The organism is Prevotella sp. Rep29, assembly GCF_019551475.1.
Lineage (GTDB): Bacteria > Bacteroidota > Bacteroidia > Bacteroidales > Bacteroidaceae > Prevotella.
Genome location: NZ_CP047159.1, coordinates 1,332,343 through 1,352,255 on the forward strand (window position 1 = coordinate 1,332,343; position 19,913 = coordinate 1,352,255).

12 protein-coding genes are annotated in these 19,913 nt (G+C 45.8%); 3 read left to right on the forward strand and 9 right to left on the reverse strand.

Features of this window, described 5'->3' with window-relative positions; genetic code table 11:
* Nucleotides 1–246: 246 nt before the first annotated feature.
* Both GRF55_RS05635 and GRF55_RS05640 read left to right on the forward strand, forming a co-directional pair.
* The gene (locus GRF55_RS05635; RefSeq protein ID WP_220369536.1) at nucleotides 247–756 is read left to right on the forward strand and encodes a DUF255 domain-containing protein; all 510 of its coding nucleotides are present in this window, start codon (nucleotides 247–249) and stop codon (nucleotides 754–756) included.
* A 41-nt stretch (nucleotides 757–797) separates the two neighbouring features.
* On the forward strand, nucleotides 798–1,502 hold the full coding sequence (locus GRF55_RS05640; RefSeq protein WP_220369537.1) for an acyl-[acyl-carrier-protein] thioesterase: 705 nt from the start codon (nucleotides 798–800) through the stop codon (nucleotides 1,500–1,502).
* Between the two features lie 38 nt (nucleotides 1,503–1,540).
* On the opposite strand, the gene GRF55_RS05645 is transcribed toward GRF55_RS05640, so the two are convergent.
* The 6 genes from GRF55_RS05645 to GRF55_RS05670 all read right to left on the reverse strand — a co-directional run bounded on the left by GRF55_RS05645 (nucleotide 1,541) and on the right by GRF55_RS05670 (nucleotide 13,410).
* Entirely contained in the window at nucleotides 1,541–2,248 is a 708-nt protein-coding gene (locus GRF55_RS05645) for a hypothetical protein (RefSeq protein WP_220369538.1), read from the reverse strand.
* Nucleotides 2,205–3,659, reverse strand: coding sequence for an N-6 DNA methylase (locus tag GRF55_RS05650; RefSeq protein WP_220369539.1), 1,455 nt, complete (start codon nucleotides 3,657–3,659; stop codon nucleotides 2,205–2,207). The genes GRF55_RS05645 and GRF55_RS05650 overlap by 44 nt, the downstream gene beginning before the upstream one ends.
* An 861-nt stretch (nucleotides 3,660–4,520) precedes the next feature.
* Nucleotides 4,521–6,737, reverse strand: coding sequence for a glycoside hydrolase family 97 protein (locus tag GRF55_RS05655; protein WP_255563863.1), 2,217 nt, complete (start codon nucleotides 6,735–6,737; stop codon nucleotides 4,521–4,523).
* Nucleotides 6,738–6,843: 106 nt separating this feature from the next.
* Nucleotides 6,844–9,837, reverse strand: coding sequence for a glycosyl hydrolase (locus GRF55_RS05660; protein WP_220369540.1), 2,994 nt, complete (start codon nucleotides 9,835–9,837; stop codon nucleotides 6,844–6,846).
* Nucleotides 9,834–12,449: a family 78 glycoside hydrolase catalytic domain gene (locus GRF55_RS05665; RefSeq protein WP_220369541.1), complete on the reverse strand. Its 2,616-nt coding sequence runs from the start codon at nucleotides 12,447–12,449 to the stop codon at nucleotides 9,834–9,836. Before GRF55_RS05665 ends, GRF55_RS05660 begins: the two co-directional genes overlap by 4 nt.
* 7 nt (nucleotides 12,450–12,456) lie before the next feature.
* Nucleotides 12,457–13,410 carry a glycerophosphodiester phosphodiesterase family protein gene (locus GRF55_RS05670; protein ID WP_220369542.1) on the reverse strand — a complete coding sequence of 318 codons (954 nt, stop codon included), beginning with the start codon at nucleotides 13,408–13,410 and terminating at the stop codon, nucleotides 12,457–12,459.
* A 91-nt stretch (nucleotides 13,411–13,501) separates the two neighbouring features.
* Here GRF55_RS05670 and GRF55_RS05675 point away from each other — a divergent pair, with 91 nt between their 5' ends.
* Nucleotides 13,502–14,692: a BPL-N domain-containing protein gene (locus GRF55_RS05675; RefSeq protein ID WP_255563846.1), complete on the forward strand. Its 1,191-nt coding sequence runs from the start codon at nucleotides 13,502–13,504 to the stop codon at nucleotides 14,690–14,692.
* A 103-nt stretch (nucleotides 14,693–14,795) separates the two neighbouring features.
* On the opposite strand, the gene GRF55_RS05680 is transcribed toward GRF55_RS05675, so the two are convergent.
* From GRF55_RS05680 to GRF55_RS05690, 3 genes are read right to left on the reverse strand one after another with little or no spacing between them, the layout of a single operon-like run.
* Nucleotides 14,796–15,995 carry a leucine-rich repeat domain-containing protein gene (locus GRF55_RS05680; protein ID WP_220369543.1) on the reverse strand — a complete coding sequence of 400 codons (1,200 nt, stop codon included), beginning with the start codon at nucleotides 15,993–15,995 and terminating at the stop codon, nucleotides 14,796–14,798.
* Nucleotides 15,996–15,999: 4 nt separating this feature from the next.
* Complete coding sequence (locus GRF55_RS05685; RefSeq protein WP_220369545.1) at nucleotides 16,000–18,765, reverse strand: hypothetical protein; 2,766 nt, start codon at nucleotides 18,763–18,765, stop codon at nucleotides 16,000–16,002.
* Nucleotides 18,766–18,807: 42 nt separating this feature from the next.
* Nucleotides 18,808–19,788: a hypothetical protein gene (locus GRF55_RS05690; protein WP_220369546.1), complete on the reverse strand. Its 981-nt coding sequence runs from the start codon at nucleotides 19,786–19,788 to the stop codon at nucleotides 18,808–18,810.
* Nucleotides 19,789–19,913: the final 125 nt, after the last annotated feature.

The following is a 19,913-nucleotide window of genomic DNA, read 5'->3' on the forward strand; positions in this document are numbered from 1 at the left end:
GATTTCGTGCGCACTATGATGCGAAGCCTCACTCCGTGTTAGGTCGCTTCTGGCGGTGGCACATCAACTTCTGCCCAGGTTGGAAAGCATATTTCACTTCGCAGTCAGAAGAAAAGAAAACTGAACTGAGAGAGAAATATCAATTTGCGAAATATTAATAAAATATCATCGAAAAAGTCCCAGACAATCTGCTCATTGTCTGGGATTTTTCATATCTTTGCAAACACATTATTAACGAAAACGACTATGAAAAAGAGAATGACAGTAGCATTGCTCGCCATGATGATGGCAGTAATGGCAAACGCCCAAGAAGCGTTGAAGAAAGTGTATGATGCCAATATCAATCCCATGACACAGATTGACGAGGCATTGGCAAAGGCTAAGGCTGAAGACAAATTTGTCATCGCACAGGTGGGAGGCAATTGGTGCCCGTGGTGTCTCCGCTTTGCCGATTACATCACAAAGGACGACGAAATCATGCAACTCATCAACGACAACTTCGTCTATATCCACGTCAACTACAATCCGCGCCGCTCAGCCAACCCGGAGAAAGCCAAGCTCGCGAAAGAAATGATGGCACGCATCGGCAATCCCGCACGATTCGGCTTCCCCGTTTTCGTCGTGCTCGATGCTGACGGCAAAGTTGTTCACACGCAGGATTCCGGTTATCTGGAAGAAGGGCAGAGTTATAACAAGAAAAAAGTGCTCAGCTTCTTCCGCAACTGGACACCCAAGGCGGTGAATGGGGCGAAATAGCATTTGTCAGGAAAAGTGGAATACAAGTAATTTAATAAAAAATGTTCACACTCAACTATAAAGTAACGACAAGTACATGTGACAGTGAAGGACGGCTGAAGCTCTATTCCGCATTGCAGATGATGCAAGACTGTTCGGAAATGTGGATAGACAGCGAGCCATGCGTAAAAGCCTATTTCGAAGAGCAAAACATGGCGCAGCTGTTGGCGTCGCGACAAGTGGAGATTATACGGGTGCCCACCTTCAAAGAGGAGCTGACCGTGACGACCTCCGTTTATGGCATGAAACCCATGTTCGGATTCCGTAACACGTTCATCTATGATGCGGAGGGACGTCCGTGCTATAAGACGTGGAGCATGGGAGCCTTCGTCGATAAGGCAACGGGCAAGTTGAAGCGGGTAGAGGAGCCTGTCATCGCCTCCATGAAGATTGAACCACAGCTTGAAATGGTTTATGGCGACCGCCGCATCATCCTGCCGAAGGAGGGTGGAGTGGCGGCAGAACCCGTGAAGGTGCAGCGCAGCGACATCGACTACAACCGACATGTGAACAATGCCAACTACATCCGCATGGCAACAGAATTACTGCCCGACACATTTGAGCCCCATCATTTGCGCATGGAGTATCGCGTGCCAGCAAGATATGGCGACACACTCATGCCTACGCTCTACCATCAGGGGAACACTTTTCTTGTAGCATTGTCGGTCGGCAACGACATCGCCATGCTTGTAGAGTTCACGGAATAGTGGGTGGTCCATCTGCCTGTCACATCCAAATAAAGACTTTATAAAAAACGAATGTAATGGACTACTTTCTCTGCAAATTTTTCGTAATCGTTATGAATGACAGCGGAGGAAAAATCACCATATTCAGTTATAGATTCACACACTTGGAAGTCTTTCTGTTCTTCATAATACTGTGCGTATTCATGTTTGTCGTGAACTTTTTTTTCAATATCAGGTAAATGCACGACAAATAATAATGTTTTAGTAGGGGTATGTATTGACGTTTGGATATCATCTTTGGAGAGCATTAGGTACTTTTCCGAATTATGAGCCGTAAATTCCTCCCACTTTTGGAAAGTCCCGTCATTTTTATAATATGGGAGTTTGTCGGGGATGATAAATATTTGGAAATACGGTATATTTGCACAACGTATATTCGCAGTTTCTCCCAACATGTTTTCAAAATAATTATTAGAGTTTTGGGAGTAATTTTGCATGACGAATTTTACGCCGATACCTGCGATAGGCTTATAATTGTGCAAGATAGTAATATCAACGGCTTTATCAATATAGCGCCCGTCTAATTTCATCTCCTTGCCATTTCCAATACCTAATGATTGTACTTGATAGTGATCTCCCAATCGTTCTTTCATGTCTTTAGCAATTGCTCCATGCAGGATTTTTAACTTTTCATTGCTCCGTGAGCCTGTTTCTAGGAACTTCTTAAAAGAGTTCCCTACTACTGTTAGGAAGTCTTGATTGTCCATATTTTTTGCTTAATTTATAATTTAAGTATTGTTCTATATCTTTGGATGAAAATGTATAATACCCACCGCTTTTATAGTTTCTCAACAATTTGATATAGTTGATGAAATCTTCTGAAACAATTAGCTTTTGTATTTCTTCAAATTCTATTTCTGTGAGTATATATAATCCACTATACAAACCTTTACCTTCAGGTACTATTTCGAGTTTGATGCTGTCCTTGTCTTTAATAATTGTATTGATAGCATATTTCTTTTTTGAAACATCATTCAATGCTTGTGTTCTGCCGAACAAATACCATCCTTTATTGTTTTCTATATTTCTGTTGTTGGCTAATTTATCTACATGCGCTAACAGATGTTTATATGCAGATTTATTTCGCATAAACATATCAAATGGTATGGGTTTTCCATTAGAGTCATAGGGATATATGCACTTGCTCCATTTCCCAGTTGAGGCTTTCAAAATGTCTATTGTACCACTCTTGAAATGAAAGTCACCAATAAAGACTTTATCAGCTAAAGTTGCAAAGCCATTTTTTACAGATACATAAGGATGTGAACGTTCTGTTTTTATTGCCCTTAAATCATTAAGCTTCTTACTGCTTGCCAAATAGAAGTTATCCCTAATACTCATTTCTTTTAACGAAAGAGAATGTTTGAATACTTTTGTCTGTATTTCTTTGTCAAAATTGCAATATTCTATTTTATTAAGGGATTTTGTTTTTTGAAATCTGGAAATCAGAGTATATGTCGTTGCAGAAAAAGGTTGAAAATGTTCAAGATCTATTATGCCTGACAAATTGTTATATATTCTAATATACTTCCGAAGTTTACTTCCTGCTTTACTACATAACCAAGAGTTTGGCGTTATAAGACACATTGTTCCATTCTCGGATAGCATGTTAAAACCAATCTCAAAAAATACAATAAACAAATCGGTCATACCACTCTCTGCGAATGAAAACTTTTTAACTGCTTCATAATTGTCTTCAAGATTATGTACACGGACATACGGAGGATTTCCAAAAACATAGTCCATCTTTCCATCGAAGTAGTTTATCTTCAGAGTGTCAGCGTTAATGATGTCCCATTGAATATCTGTAATTCCATGCATCTCTGCTATGGCGTTTAGATTACTGATGCATGACTTACACTCACAAGTATCTAATTCAACTCCATGTATAAATGTTTCCAATTCATGCTTTAAGTCATGCAGATTCTTTTTTACTTTAAGGTACTGTAAACAATAACGCCGTACAATTTCTTTAAGGAAAGCACCATCACCACAACTATTGTCAATGACATGCTTTCGTAAAATGTTCGGGTTATCATATCCTCCAAAATCAAGAATAAGTTTTACTAAATAATCGGGGGTGTAAACCCGTCCATGCTGTTTGCGTGCCTTTTCCATATTTTAGTGCTTTTGTTTCCTCAAAAACACCTATGGCAAGACTGCCGATATGACAGACACAATGGCTCTGGTAAACCGCGTACAACTGACAAACCGAACAGCCCACGCCAATAGGTGCGAACTTTTTTTGGTCTATCTCCTTGTACATATTTGTTTACCAGACTTTATGTGTGGAGACTTTCCGGTATTTAGTAATCGTTGGAAAAAAATTAAGCGCAAGTCTTAACTTTTGCCAGAGGCTGTGAGAAGTGCCAATACACCGAAGTCAGACCCACGCTTAAACGTGGCATCTGCTAACTTCTTTCGGTGTATATTGTTTAGAAACTTCTCACATTCCTGACAGATCCGAACGATAGCAAACGCAAAAATATATTTGTGTTCATAACTAAACACAAATGCAAAAATAATAATAATTTGCTTATTCAGAATATTTTTTGGTAGAAAAATGAGGGTAGAACAAAAAATGGACATCCTTTTTCATGTAAATATCCTTAAAATATCAGAATATAAAAAAGCATTTTTTATGAATCCTATGACTGTTTTTTTACAGCAAATGCACCAATCAATGAGAACCGCATGAATGAATATTTATTCAACACTATAGGTTTTGTTCGTCAATTCGTAAATGTTTGTTTTTCAACCCTTTACATGTACCATTCTAAAAGTTCAACTTTTGGCTTGCAAAAGTTGAACTTTTAGGAGGTGAAAGTTGAACTTTTAGAGCGCAAAAGTTCAACTTTTGGAAAACGAAAGTTCAACGGTATATTTATGCGCCCCTTACTGTATGTTTATGCAACTCTTTCGTTGGTGATTCCGGGGCGGATTTTTGGTGCGTTGACTGTCGTCTTTTTTCCCGATGTCTTACTTGGATTTAATCTCTCTCAGCGAGATGGCAAATCCGCCGGCACGTGCCATGCGCAGTTTCAAGACGCTTTTCGAGTTAACGGTTTTCCGCGTGATGGTATATGCCTGCGGATTGGTTTCGTAATCGGCGTCGGGCGCATCGGCATAAATCGTGGCTTCGTATTTGATGCCCGGCTTGAGGAAATCGAGCTTGACTGACACGTTACGGGCGTTCTTTCCCGTGACACCACCGACATACCACACATCGCGCGGCGTTGCCTTTGCAAGGTCGCTGGCGGTCGCATCGTCAGGCAGGGCATAGACAAATTTCGTGGCATTGTTCACCACGCCTTTCTTGCCGTCTTTCAGAGTCCCGGTGCTCTCCGATGCTTTGTTCAGCGTCGAGAGTTTCGGTTTGCGTGCCGTGATGATATGCGAGTTGGGCTCGGCATCGATGTAGATGGTCTTCTCCCAGTCAACAGCCACGTCCTTGATGAATTGGAAGGCATCCATGAAGCGCGCGTAGTTCTCGGGGAGGTCGGCAGCCATCTGCAGCGGTGAGTAGAATGTGACGTAGAGTCCAAGCTGATTGCATATTGTGTGGTTCATCTTTCCCGATGAGCCCGGCGCTGTGACTGACATGTCCTGCTCGAAGATACCCGGCGTGTAGTCCATCGGTCCTCCTTGCAGGCGCGTGAATGGGAATATGGTGGTGTGTCCGGGCTTGATGGTCTCCCTGAATTCTGTACCCATCGCACTCTCGTTGCCAATCATGTTGGGCCAAGTGCGGCACAAACCTGTCGGGCGTACCGCCTCGTGTGCGTTGACCATGATGCGGTGTTTGGCAGCCTCGGTGATGGCGTAATGGTAGTGATTGATGAGCGGCTGGCTGTAGTGGTATTCCCCGTAAGGAATAATCTTTCCCACATATCCGCTCTTCACGGCGTTGTACCCATATTGGTTCATCAGGTCGTAAGCCTGTTTCATCCACCGCTCGTAATTGACGGTTGACGAAGAGGTCTCGTGGTGCATGATGATCCGGATGCCTTTCTCGTGAGCATATTTGTTGAGTGCGGGCAGGTCGAAGTCGGGGTAGGGAGTGATGAAGTCAAAAACGAAGTCTTTCTGCTTGCCGTACCAGTCTTCCCATCCTTCGTTCCATCCCTCCACGAGGATGGCATCGAAGCCGTTTTCGGCGGCAAAGTCAATGTATCGGCGCACATTCTCATTGTTCGCTCCATGCTGTCCGTGTGGCTTGGAGTGCGCATAGTCGGTCACGCCCAGTTGCACGGAAGGATATTCATTCGTATATGACCATTGGCTCTTTCCGGAAATCATTTCCCACCACACGCCCATATACTTGACGGGATGAATCCATGAGGTGTCTTCAATCTTGCAGGGGTCGTTGAGATTGAGCACAAGTCGTGATGCGAGCACGTCGGTAGCGCTCTTACATACCATGACCGTGCGCCAAGGTGTCTTGCAAGGTGCCTGCATGCGTCCCTTGAAGCCCTCCGCGTCAGGAGTGAGCCATGTGCGGAAGACGAAAGTGCGGTCGTTAAGATTGAGGTTGGTCGTCGGATAATCCAAGACGGCTGCCTCGTGGATGTTGATGTAAAGTCCGTCTGCCGTCTTCATCTGCAGGGCTGTCTGAACACCAGTAGGCGAGAAGCCCTGGTGAGGCCATCCGCCACGCTTTCTCGGAGCATCCGACAGATGGCGTATTTCCGACAAGTGCGACTCCGTAGGATTGAACTCCTGCGTGCTGTAATCACCTGGAATCCACCATGCCGTATGGTCGCCTGTCATGGCAAATTCGGTCAGTTCTTCCTTGATTTTGAAGTAGGTCAGCTTGTTCTCCAAAGGAAATTCATAGCGGAATCCCAAGCCGTCGTCGTAGAGACGGAAACGGATATGCATCACGGCACTCTTGTGCTGGTCGTCGGAGGGTTGCTGACGGAGCTGCACGAGCAGTTCGTTGTAATGGTTCCGGATGCTGGATTCCTCTCCCCAAACGGGTTGCCAGGTCTCATCAAACGTGTCGGTCTGAGTGCCTGCCAGCACGAATCCTGTGTCAAGATCGTCCATCTCGGCAAGTTCAAAGCCCAGTCGTGAAGGAAGGACGGCGTATTTACCCGAACACTTCAGCTCATAATAGGGGTAGCCGTGAATGAGTGCAAACCTCATTTCCATGGTCTTGTCAGGACTTTGCAGCACGATGGCATCTTCCGGCATCACGACAATCCTCTCTTTCGTCTCTATTGAAAGCATTGAAGCATGACTGCCAACACACATCAGCAATGCGGTAATTGTTGTCAGGATTGATTTTTTCTTGTTCATGTTACTTTGATTTATGGTTTATAATTGTTTGTGAATACTCAGTCTCTTTCACCCAAATCCTTACAGGCCCCATCAATCCTGCAGGCAGGAGAGCGTCGTCTGCCTTGTAGAATTTGACGGGTGTGTAGGTATATTGCTTCTTACAATCAGGCTGTTGGTCGCCAATAATGCGGTTTGCCCATTGGTTGGTGACACGTATTTCCAATTCATTCCGTCCTTTTCTCATTGCGTCGGTGACGTCTATTTTATAAGGTGTCTTCCAAAGCGTGCCCACCTGTTTGCCATTGACTGTCACTTCGGCAATACATCCCACGGCGCCTAAATCAAGCAAGAAGCGTTCTTGCTGAGGATTGATTTGGTCAATGGTCACGTGGTTTGTGTAGCAAGCGGTTCCCGAATAGTACTTGATGCCGTTGTCAGCCGATTCCGTGTAGGAGATGAGTTGCGGGAAAACCGCCTCTTTCGGTCCTCCCCATTCTTCATCGAACGCCACCGTCCATGGGGTATTGATGGTGCACAGAAGGGATTCTTTCTGCTTCTCTAACGTCACTTTGGGTGATTCTGCCTCCCCCTTAAACACGACGAAGACGGCGTCATTTTCAAGCAATGGCAAGACAACGTGCGTTTCGTCCGCGCTAATGTCGTAGGATACGTCTTCTATTTGTGCCGTTTCCGCCCTCCAAAGCATAGGTTTCTTTCCGCTGACACGGAAGGTTGCGTTCAGTGTGCGGGGAGCATTTTCCCGATTGTTCACCCAATAGATTTCCGTATCGTCCGTTTGCCGGTGCACAAATCGCAGATTTCGCGCATCGTCGGCACGAAAGTCTGGCTGGATTTGAGCCGTCATTTGCGCTATAGGTTGCCTCTCTTCGTAAAAGACGGGAGCGCCTTGTTCCTTCAAAGCCTTGAGCTTTTGCTCGACGGCAGGGCTGAAGTGTTGGCAGCCTTTGCCGATAATGAGTATTTTATATTGGTTTCCCGAAGGCGTGACAAAATGTTTTCCGTCAAAAGTAATCAAGTCGAGCAATGCCTTCTTATTCAGATAGTCAAACTGAAAACCGAAAGGAATATCGGGATGCTGCCGCCCGTAGAGGCTTGTCACAACATCGTCCTCGCCATAATAGAACAGGATGTCGGCAACATTCCGTCCCTGCTGCATCATATAACTGCTCCGTGCGAGATAGTCAAGCCATGGCTTAGCCTGTTCCGCCCACGTCTCGTGTCGGTTAAACCACTGCCCGTAGATGCCCAGTCCTAAGCCAGGCCGCTTGTCGTCAACCGGCTGGTGTGAGCTCTCATGTATCACAAACCGATTGGCTCCGCACGCCAATTCCATGTCGGCAGTAGGCTTCAGGCTGCCTGGATAGTAAGAGTATGCGCCCCCGGCTTGCCCGTTGACAGTCATCGATTCAACGGCAACGAATTTCTTTCCGTACAGATGAGCGACGGATGCCGACTCGCGGATATCGCTCTCAGCCATAGTTGCCGATGAGTTGTCGAGTTTTTTGTCTGTAATAATCGTCCACATGGCAGCCATGGGAATGTCCGAATGACTTTTCGCTGCCATCCCGTCAACCAAATAAAGTCTGCCGTTTTCATGGGCTTCGAAATAGGTTTCCAACCCTTTTTTATGAGCTATGTCAGCAGCATTCTCATACATACACTCGTCTATGAGTTCGCCAATAGTCGTCCGCCAGTCAAAGAGAAAATTCTCGCTCCGCTCAGCGCTCCCGATGATTTGCCCCGTGAGTACAGGCATCCACGGCAGTAACGGATAGCCACGTCGGCGCTCAAACTCTTCTGCCATGCGTGGAGTCCATGTCTCCCAACCAGCTTCGTAACTGTCGATGAGCAGCGCACGAATACCTTTCTTCCCGATATTGTCAGCAGTAGCGTCCCTATACATATTTAAATAATGTTCCAGGAATGCGGTGAACGCATCTTTGTCAATCTTCGACACCTCCAGTCCCGTTGCCTCGCGAGGCGCAGGATGATTTTCCTTTCCCGTCAGGGTATAGCCGAAACGCAGAATCAGCCAATCTCCTTCAGGCGCATTCCATGTGAGTTTTCCGTCAGGTCCCATCTTGTCCGTCAGGTCAACGACATCTGTCAGTGGCACGGCATCTTCCATAGAAGCCATCGTCGGATGGTCCATCATGTCCGATGGTGTAGCGAAACCGGCTTTCTCCTCTACATGATTGATGCGTGCGGCGGTAAAAAGCCTTATCTGTGGAGTGCGTGGCGGCTGCTTGTCATATACAATCCGAAAGTAGGTTGCCGTCGTTGTCGGTATATTGATGGTCTGCCATGATATACTCCCATGAGGAATGTCGCAGATTCGGCGGTAAGTTTTGCCGTCATCGCTGCCCTCAAGCCATTTGCTGACAGGGGCTGGCTGCGCTGCCCAGATGCTGCGGTAAAACCCGTCGTTAATGGAAAGCGCTTTGATACCGCTTGGATAAGAAGAGGGAATGGGAAAAACCACATGAGAAGATTCCCCGTTTTTCTCGGCAGTAAGACTCATCGCAGTTCCCTTTTCTGCATTTTTCATCGCTACCACACAAATATCCTGATACCATGGTTTCCCACCTTTCGCAGGATAGGTGGTTGCATCGGGGTGGGGAAGTTTGAGCGACACCTTGCGATTGCCTTTCACGGCATGCGTTGTCCAGACAAGTTTCTTCATGGCTTGCTCGGGTTTCACCCACGGACCACCGGTGTTGCTCCAACCGGGACAACTGGCTATTGCCATATCCATTCCCAGAGAATCGGCGAGTTGGACAGCATAATGGAAGGCATCTTTCCATTTCGGCGACATGTAAACAAGACGTTCTTTCACGACGGATGTGGTGTCAAGGGCAGCATCGAAATGATGGAATCCGCCAATGCCGACCCGCTTCATCCATTCAAGGTCTTTGCGGATACCATCTTTAGTGATGTTACCATTCATCCAGTGCCACCACACCCGAGGACGAGCCTCCTCGGGTGGATTCAAAAAAAACTTTCCAGCCTAGTATCTTTTGTTACCGTGTATGTGCCGCTTCCATATTCCTTCGACACTTTCTCGCCTGGCAACGTGACGGAAGCCTTTGCCCCTTCAGGGATTGTAAACTCCCATATCCACTTGTCACCCTCATACTTCCAAGAGCTCTTGATTATTCCTGCTGCAGAAGGGTATTCTGCACTCACCGAACCGAGTCGCTTGTCGGGTATCGGGCGCATGATAATATGGCGGAAACCGGGCGCAGAAGTATCGGAAGCGATGCCGGCAACAGTCCTCCATATCCATGCACAGACGGAACCATACGCATAATGGTTGAAGCTGTTCATGTCAACAGGACCTAACCCTTTTTCTTTGGTGTAGCTGTTCCAGCGTTCCCAGATGGTCGTGGCACCGTTGTCGATAGAGTAGAGCCAACTGGGGTCTTTGCGCTGGAAGAGCAATTCGTAAGCAAGGTCAACCATTCCGTTTTCGGTCAATGTCGTCATCAGGATGGATGTTCCCAAGAATCCCGTTTGCAGGCAGTTGCCGTGGTCGGCAAAGTTCTGCTTGAGGCGGGCAATCAGATTTTCCCGTGCTGCCCCTTCCGTCAGGTTGTTCTTCAAGGCAAACAGGGCAGGGGTCTGCATTGTGTTGAGCACCTCGTTCTTAAACCTTCCGTTCTCGTCTATGAAATTCTCCTTCAAGTGTGCTATTGCATTTGCTGCCATTGCCCGATATGGAGCGGCATCACGACCTGTTGCTGCAGCCATGTCTGCCATCATCTGTGCATCTATCGCCCAATAAGACGCTCCCAGATAATTCCAATAATGGGCAGCATCTTTGCGCGACTGAGCATCTTTGAAAGCCAAATTGATACAACTCTCAAGTGCCTCATAGCTCAGCCAGTCCGCCCATTGGTAATTGCCGTTTTCTGCATGCAAGGAGTCATGGCAGTATTTCGTCTCGTTGACGTGCTGGATAAAACGGTCCATCGCCTCCCAGTTCTCATTTATAATCCCCTTGTCGTCATAGTGTTTCCAAATGGTCCACGGAACAATGATACCGGCATCCGACCATCCCAAACGCATCATGGAGTTTGGCTCCGAACCGTATTCTGCTTCTGGAGCGACACCGGGGAATCCTTTATGCTCGCCTTGCGTGTCACGCACATCCCGCATCCATTTGTGGAAAAAGCTACGCGTATTGGCAAAGAACGCTCCCGTCTCGGCAAACACCTGCGTGTCTGCCATCCATCCAAGTCGTTCGTCGCGCTGCGGGCAGTCGGTCGGAACGGATAGATAGTTGGAGCGCTGTCCCCATATCGTATTCGAAATAAGCTGATTGATCGACGCGTTGCCGGTAGTAATCTTTCCCGCATCCATTTGCTTTGTAATCGATGTGATGGGGATAGATGTTATCTCACGTATAGTCACCTCGTCGGTTGCAGTAATCGATGCAAATCTGTATCCAAAGAATGTGGTGCGCGGGGTGTAAGAAACAAACTTATTGCTGTTTCCGAAGGTATAGTGCATTTGAAAGCAATTGGCTGCGCGAAGGTTTCTCCGATGCACACTGCCTTCGGGACCGTCCATTCCCCTGCGCTCCGCACCGTTGCCGTCGTTCAGTATCTCACCTGGAAGGCATGACAGTTTGGTGCCTTCCTTGGCATTGAACACGAAAGACGGAACGGCAGAACAGTTCTGACCGAAATCCACAACCAACGTCTCGCCGGCATGCAGCACGATGGGTTCTCCCGATTGATATTCGCGTTTGATGACAACCGTTCCATATTCCACATCCTTCTTCTCCGCAGCACTCTTTGCTCCTTTCACCTCTTCCCAGACATATGCCTTAACGGGATGCAGCGTCAAGTCGGTACGCTGATATATTTCAGCGCCCTCAGACGGAAGGATTTCGCCGTTGAATTCTTTGTTGATTTCCGGTCTTGAAAGGCGTTCTATGCAGTTGTGTCCCAATGGTTCACGCGCATCATATTCTTCACCGTCGAAGATGCCGGCGTGTTTCACTGGACCTGCAATGCCAGCCTTCCAGTCATCGCAGTTGGTACCGTAAAGTCGTTTCGTTCCGTCCGAGAACGTCAACTCAAGTACGGCACGGAAAGCGCATTTCTTTCCGCGTGTTCCTTCATAGTGACCTGGTGTGACAATCTTGTCTGCCCACCAGCCCGGAGTCACTTGTGCGGAAAGAATATTCTCCTTGCCTTTCTTCTTGTTGAAAGCATCCGTAACGTCGTATGTGAACGAGCGCTTTGTTTTCGCAGGATGTGTGAATCCGGGCTTGAGCACTTCTTCACCGACACGCTGCCCATTCACATACAATTCATACACCCCCAAGCCAGCAGTCATCCATTTTGCAGACTTCACCTTCTTCTCATTCTTCAAAGAGAGTACAAACCAACTTGAACCGTCAGCTGCACGTTTCACCTGATCGGCACGACCTTTGGCTATCGGTGCATTCACAACCGAAATCCATTCCGACACGCTCCATGCTGACGACTCCAACGCCTGTACACGTGTTCCCACACTTACCTGAGCCAATGTTCCTACGCTACCGAACAGCAAGGTGGCAATAACCAAACCAAAATACTTCCAATATCTCCTCATATACTTATCAATTATTATTTGTCTTTTCCTTTCTCCGTCCAGCTTTCTCCAGATACCTAATCAGGAATTCAGGGCGGTCAGTCTGTATGATTGACGTTCCGAGTGCAAGAATCCTGCCATATACTGTCGCAGCATCCGTATCGAAGGCACGGTCATCGTCATAGCCTCCGCAGAGAGACGCCCAGATGGTATTCACCCACAGTTTCGAGCCAGCAGCATTCACGTCCCACGCCATCGATTCCACGCGTTCGTCCAACGTGTCGAAACAGATTTCAAACGCCAATGGAGGTGCAGTCAGATATTCCTTAAACAACTGCCACCCGTTACTACTCCCGACGCTGATGATAGGCATATACATCATGTTGCGTGCATGCTCCGAAAAGTTCTTCCGCACCTCGCTCAGTGGCTTACCACTTTTAATCAACACTTGGTCGGTCATATCCAATTCCTCCGTCATGGCAAGCACCTCGTCGTAATAGCCATACCCATGGTCAACATTCACCACAATGCGGTCCTTACACACCTCAAGCGCTTGACGCAAGGTGGGAATCTTCATGCCGGGAATGGCAATGCCGTGCCCTCGCTTCAGGTCGAAAGCGAGCAGTTCCTCATACGTGTAATCACGTATATACCCACTTCCTGTAGTTGTGCGGTCAATCGTCTGGTCATGGCAAAGCACCAACACGCTGTCTTTCGTCATCTTTACGTCCAACTCCACCACATCGACACCCATGCGAATAACCGATTCAATGGCGGGGAGGGAATTCTCTGGGTAGTTGCGCCAGTCACCACGATGAGCTACAACCACGACATAATCCGAACGAGGGTCGTGCAACTCCCTTACCACACGCTTAGCCCTGTTCAATGCGCCACTTGCATATTGACCGTAAGCCGGCAGCAACAGCACGGACAACACTGCCAACAGAAGCAATCTCCTTATCGTGTTATCTGAATACTTCATATATAGAAATGTCTAGTGATGTTAGCTTGATTTTTGCAAAGTTACGAAAAAAAGTCGTATCTTTGCAGAAGATATCAAAAAAATGAAATGTATGATGAGAAAAATCTATTCATCCACCACCTTATTATTAATGTTAGTCATGCTCGCCATGCATTCGTCATGTAGTCAGAAACAAGAGACAGAGGGAGGGCAGATGACAGAAATCCGCGTGGGTGTGTTCAACGGCAACGGAGGAGCACAGACGTGCATCTGGGAAGCCTATGCAGCATGCACGCTCGACCGCGATATGCGTGTCAGGTATATTACGACATCAGACATTGCGGCTGGCGTTCTCGACTCCCTCGATGTCATTGTGGTTCCAGGCGGAGGGGGAACACGTCAGTATCAGAACCTCGGGCAGGAAAATCTGCAGCGAATCAAGGAATTCATAGCTCGGGGAGGCGGTGCCGTCGGCATCTGTGCAGGAGCCTACCTCTTCTCCAACACGCCCGAATATTCCTGCATGGCAATCAACGGTGCCCAAGCGATAGACATTGAGCATGACAACCGCGGACATGGAGTGGTAGGCTTCTCATTGACGGAAGAAGGAAAGAAAGTCTTCGGAGAGTATGCCGACCAAGACACACTCTTTTGTATGTATTACGAAGGTCCCGTCTTTGTGCCTGCTGCAGACGACAGCATTAAATATGTGGAGTTTGCCACCATGCTCAGCGACGTACACGAGGAGGGTGGGGCGCCCGCCAATATGACCAACAACAAGCCCTTCGCCATCGGCAATCGTTACGGAAAGGGTAAAGTGTTTTCCGTTATAGCCCATCCGGAATCCACGCCCGGCAAGATGTGGATGATAGCACGGATGGTGCGTTGGACCGTGACCGACGACAGCGACGCCGAACAGCAACGCCTCGTAAAGAATCAACGCTTCAGCGAAAGCCCTGATGTGAAGAACGCAGCACTGGCTGACAGGGAAATCCTGATGAGCACCGACGACCTGAAAGTTGAGTCCGACTGCTTCAAGAAGCTGGTCTATGGAACAGACGACGAGAAGCTGAAAGCACTTGACTGGCTCAAGCAACACCACTCATGGGATGCCAAACGCTGGATACAAGGTGCGCTCTTCGATGCCAGTCCCGCAGTGCGGGCTGCTGCCGCTGAATACATCGCAGACATCCATTACCTCACGTTCCTCAAAGACATGCGTGCCGCACTCCAACAAGAGACCGACGAGAAGGCACAGCAGCGCATCAAAGCGAGTGTTGAACGGCTGGAGAACTTGCGATAGATGAATATGTCAATATACTACGATTTTCAATAAAATGCTATAACATCCAAGAAGGGGATGTACCATCGTGAGTACATCCCCTTCTTTTATTATTGAGTCTCTGTTATTTGGCAATCACTTTCTTTACAAATTGTTGCCCTGCATACGTAATTTCCACGATGACTATGTGAGAAGTTTTCGGCACTTGAATGCTAATTCTTTGCTGGTTGTCAGGTGTCTGCGTTGTAAGGATGCGCCCCATAGCGTCATAAACTTTAACGTCAGTCATACCTTTTCCTGTACTTGTTGTACATGTGACATTAAGTATGCCATTGTGAAGCGATACCTTCAGAAGTGAATCCGTCTGAAGAGTTTTTATGTCATTGTATAAATCCTGCGACATGACATAGAGTTGTCCAAATCCTCTAATACGACTACCTTCATAATAGCTCATATAGAGTGTGTCTGTAACAATAGGAGAGGGAGCTGTATAATGCAGAATTCCCCCTTCCTCTTTCACCGTTCCATGTAAAGCACGAAGGTAACCAATGCGATAACTCCCTGGTAGTTTCGTGTCAATTGCAATTTCATCACCACTATCTGCAATCAATGTTGTGGGCGGTATAACGTATGTTGTATCGCCATATTCTCCGTTTGAAAGAATCGCCAGTGATGTTTCAATCGGGTTTTCTGCAATTCTCACTGTGTTATGGTTTCCATCTAGCACAGCATTAACATGCGTACCAGCACAATTCAAAGAAGCACTTTCTGTAGAGTCAGAATAACCACGATAATTAATAACATTTTGTCCATTTTCCACATCTGCATACAACAGATAAATGTCCATGTATCTGACATCTTTGGATTTCTGAACAGGCATACCAATCATGCGAATATTGCAATTTGAAGGAAGATAAAATCGACTAAAATCCGTGATATAGTTGTAGGCTATATTCACTATCATGCTATCCGAGCTTGCAAAAGAAAGTTCACTGACATCTTCCAACATATTGTTACGTAGGTCAACATTGTGCAAAGAGTCTAATGACAGTAGCGGGCTCACATCACTGATTTCATTGAAGCTCAAATCCAATGTCCTGACATTGGGAAGATAAATAACATCACGAATATCTTTGATACCTAACCCTGAGAGGTCCACATCGGTTATTGTATCAGTTTGCAGTTGTATCACGGGAGTATTCTCGTCTATACATAGATGTCGTTTTATTCCTTCCTCAAATTCTGGTGAGAAAAAAGTTACGTTCTGTGCCGATATTGGTATTGTTATCAGCAACAATGTTATTATTTGTATTATCCGTTTCATAATATTAATCATCTAAGAAAATAATGTCTGCCATGTGTTCTGTCTCACATGTTGCTGATTGGAATGTGATTGTGTAATGGTTCTTGTCATGCTTCACTCCATTTCCTTTCATGTCTTTACCGTTCCTGATGGGAACGTGTGACACACGTCCATTAGACCACCAGATAGTCATCCACATATCTTCAATAGGCACTACACCACCGACATTAGAGGATTCTCCTATTATTTTGGTACGTCGCAGCCTCAGCGTTTTATTTTCGACTTCAGGTATATAAGTTGCTGTACATTTTAAAGGTGCATTACCAGTAATGTGTCCAATACAATTAATTTCTACAGACGAGATACGTTCTTTTATATCTTCTGCAGAAAAATAGGTTGTTATCCATGTCTTCTTTTTTACCTTAATGTCAAATTTAAAGTCGCTTCCCGCATAGATTTCGCCACGTCCATTGAAGAACGTATCGTAATCATGGTTTGCGTACCATTTTTCAGCCAGGTTGTTGATGTTATGGATGGTGGTCCTTGTTACATCAAGGTACATTTTAAGTATCTTAGCAAACGGGAATTGATTTAATTGATTTTCATACAAGTTGATAATTTTCTCTGCTATTGCTCCTGTGCGTTCCAATTCAGTCATGTCCGCCCACTGATTATATGATTTTACCATGTCGATACATTCCTGGACTTTCTTGAGATAAGTCAGGGTGTTTTTACAAGCACGGACTTCTTTTGAGATGTTGTCACGTACGGAATTAACCATGCCAAGATAACGGCGGTCTTCTCCATAAAGATTTCTCATAAATCGCCAAGACGGTACCCTATCTCGTATATAAACATAACTACCGCTGCGTTGTATCACTCCTGCCAAGTCATCGTATGTCAGAGCATCGCCCAGTGACTCTTGCAACTCTTCCATACATCTGGACATGTCGCCCAGTCTGCCGTCAAACTCTTTGACTGTGCTACATAATCCCATGATCATCGCAATACATGTCTCCACATCTTCTTCGCCTTGTTTTTCGGCATCATATTGTCCATTATTAACCAATTGAACCAAAGGATTTTCCTTAATGTTATAGTCATCATTGGTAGCTACCAGCTTGGTACCATACTCATCTTGGCTTTCTACAAAGAAGTAGTAAAGTTCATCTTTAACCGTCGGTGGAGAGGTCAGGGGAATATTGTGCTTAATATACACTTCTTTTGATTCGTCTGCCAATAGATGAATTTCCTCAGAATAATCGTATTGAAGGTAATCATTGATTGCAAACGGTGCCACGCTACCAGCCAGTTGTTGAGCCCCTTGCGTCCAATTCGTCTGTTCAAGTGGGTTTTGTGGAGGATTGTCCACATAATCTTTTCTACCGGTAACGATGCGTAGCTTTCCTCTCCATGGCAGACGAGTTCGGTTTCTTACCTTAAACTTCATATGTGACCTTGGTTCAAACTCCACATGTGAGTCGAATACTAAATCATTGGTATAACGCGATTTTACCAGTTCTTTATCGAAAATGCCTCTGTGTCGCACTGTGTTTGTTCCCTCTTTGATAGTCACGGTAACAGGATCACAGTGATAGTCTCGTGCTTGAGCTCTAATTTCCAAAACTGTACCTACGGGTATCTTATCACGATAGTATAAGCCATAACCGTCAGATTTGAGGGTGTCTCCATCTGAGAATATTACAATCCACCTTTCTCCCCAAAGAGGATTTCCACCAACGCGTATGTCGCCACAGATTTTTCCAAACGGACCATTCTTGGAAGTTGCCACGTTGACTTTTACTTCATTAGAAGTTACAGACTTTCTTTCACCATTGGCATCTATATAGTAACCACGTGCTTTATATGTGTACGAACCTGCCGGTGGGTTGTCTATAGAGGTAATCTCTGAAGGATAGCAACTTTGCTCTTTTCCGTCAATTTTGACATTAACACCATTTGCATCTGTCCTCGCTATTTTCCAATTCACATCATTAGGGATGGAGTTGAATTTCAATCTCACTTGACCATCGTTTTCCTGAGCAGAGAGGGTGATAGAAGGTGTTGTTGATGGGCTGACTGTGAACGCTTGCTCCAGTGCTACACCAGCATTGGCTGTATTCCAAAAGTGTGCTTTCAAAGTATGGTTACCAGCTTTCAGGTCACGCAGATTCAATGTGTAAGGATTCAGAATCACTTCGTCTTCCTTGTTCACTTGGATAGTTAGTGGCTCCTCGTTATCTACGGCTATCGTAAATGCTTTCATCTTCACATTTTCAGGGGCGATGTTGTATTGTGACTTCACTATCACAGCTTCGCTCAAGACTGCAGAGCTCAGTTGTCCGTCGTCGCTTACGGCGCGATAATACAGACGGTGATGCCCGGGCGACAGGCTGTCAATATCCAGCTCACTCACAAAAACATAGTCGTTGCCAGTAGATGCCTTTGTCCCGGCAATTCGTTTACTGTTCTGAATGTTGCCGTCAAACCAGTATTCCAGCCATTTGGCTTCGCCGGAGAAAAGTTTTATGAAATGCGACATGGTGACAGCAGAATATTTTCCGTCGGACTGTAGCACGCGCAGGTTCAGCCTGTGCATCCCCAGTTCCAACGATTCCGTTTCGATACTGGTGTCTATCGTGGCAACTTTACCGCTCAGGCTTCCTGTCTTCCGATTGGCGAAATCGTCGTCGAACCAGTATTCATATCGGCTCAGCGACTGTGCGAACAACGTCGGAGGAAGCAGAAACAGCAACCCGAGCAATAGACCATATAAATATTTCCTACTCATAGTTTTTGTTCCTAATATATTAATAATGTGTATTCTGAAAGATTACTCGCTGGCTTTCACACGCACTTTGATATTCAACTTGCCTGCAGCGTCGGTCTTGTCATCTATTTTTTTCGCAACGATATAAGGCACAGGAGGTAATGCACCATCGCTAAAGCCATCACCGGCATAGATGCCGACTTGGTTTTCATATTCCTTGTATTCGTCTTTGAAATGGAAATTAGATGCGGTAGAGACGGCTCCTCCGTTATAATTCACAAAAACATCATCCCAACCTTTTTCTGGCTGAATAACTATTGCATCTTCTCCGAGTGCTATAGTGCCCATATTTCCAGAAGAGATTATAGTGCTGCTCCAATTGCTCAAACCGTCCGACGCCGTAATAACATTGTTTGTGACTGTCGCATTAACGTTAATAAGAGAATGGGTGCCATGTAAAAGCATATTATGTTGGATTACGCCAGAGCCTACATCTACTATACATGGTCCATATCCTGTATTTGTAAATCTCACAATATTATTTTTTATAATGACATCACTATTGCCCATTCGCAACTGATCAACAACATAATTTTGGTTCACAACAGTTTCGACACAATTACTATTCCTAACATCAACACCATTAAGAAAACATAATTTTACCAAAACATTATCAACGATTCCATTTTCTCCAATTATCACTCGTCCAGTGAGATAACATCCCATCACAGCGCTACCACTACTTCCTTCGTTAAACCAAAGGTTACCATTAATTATGGTATTTCCATCCACATTGTCGTTCTTAGCCTTATGTCCAATGCCGATGATAGTGAGTTTCTTAGTGATTTTCACGCTGTCGGGAATGGAGAAACCTCCTCCCGGAAGATAGACCACACTTCCAGCCGTTGCACCCTTAATGGCATCTGGGAGCGTGCGATAAAGGGTTGTTGCACCATTCGGTGCTACTACAGAAATTTGCTGTGCATGAACACTCGCTACTGTTGCCATCAGGGCAACCAATAAGGTAATTATTTTCTTTTTCATGTTTATAAAGTTAATAAATTAATATTCTATTCCGTTTGAGAATATCCGCACTAACCTATATAAACAGAAAAAGTGCAGACTGTCGCCATACACTTCTCAGGCCTACCACAGCCTAAACACCTTAT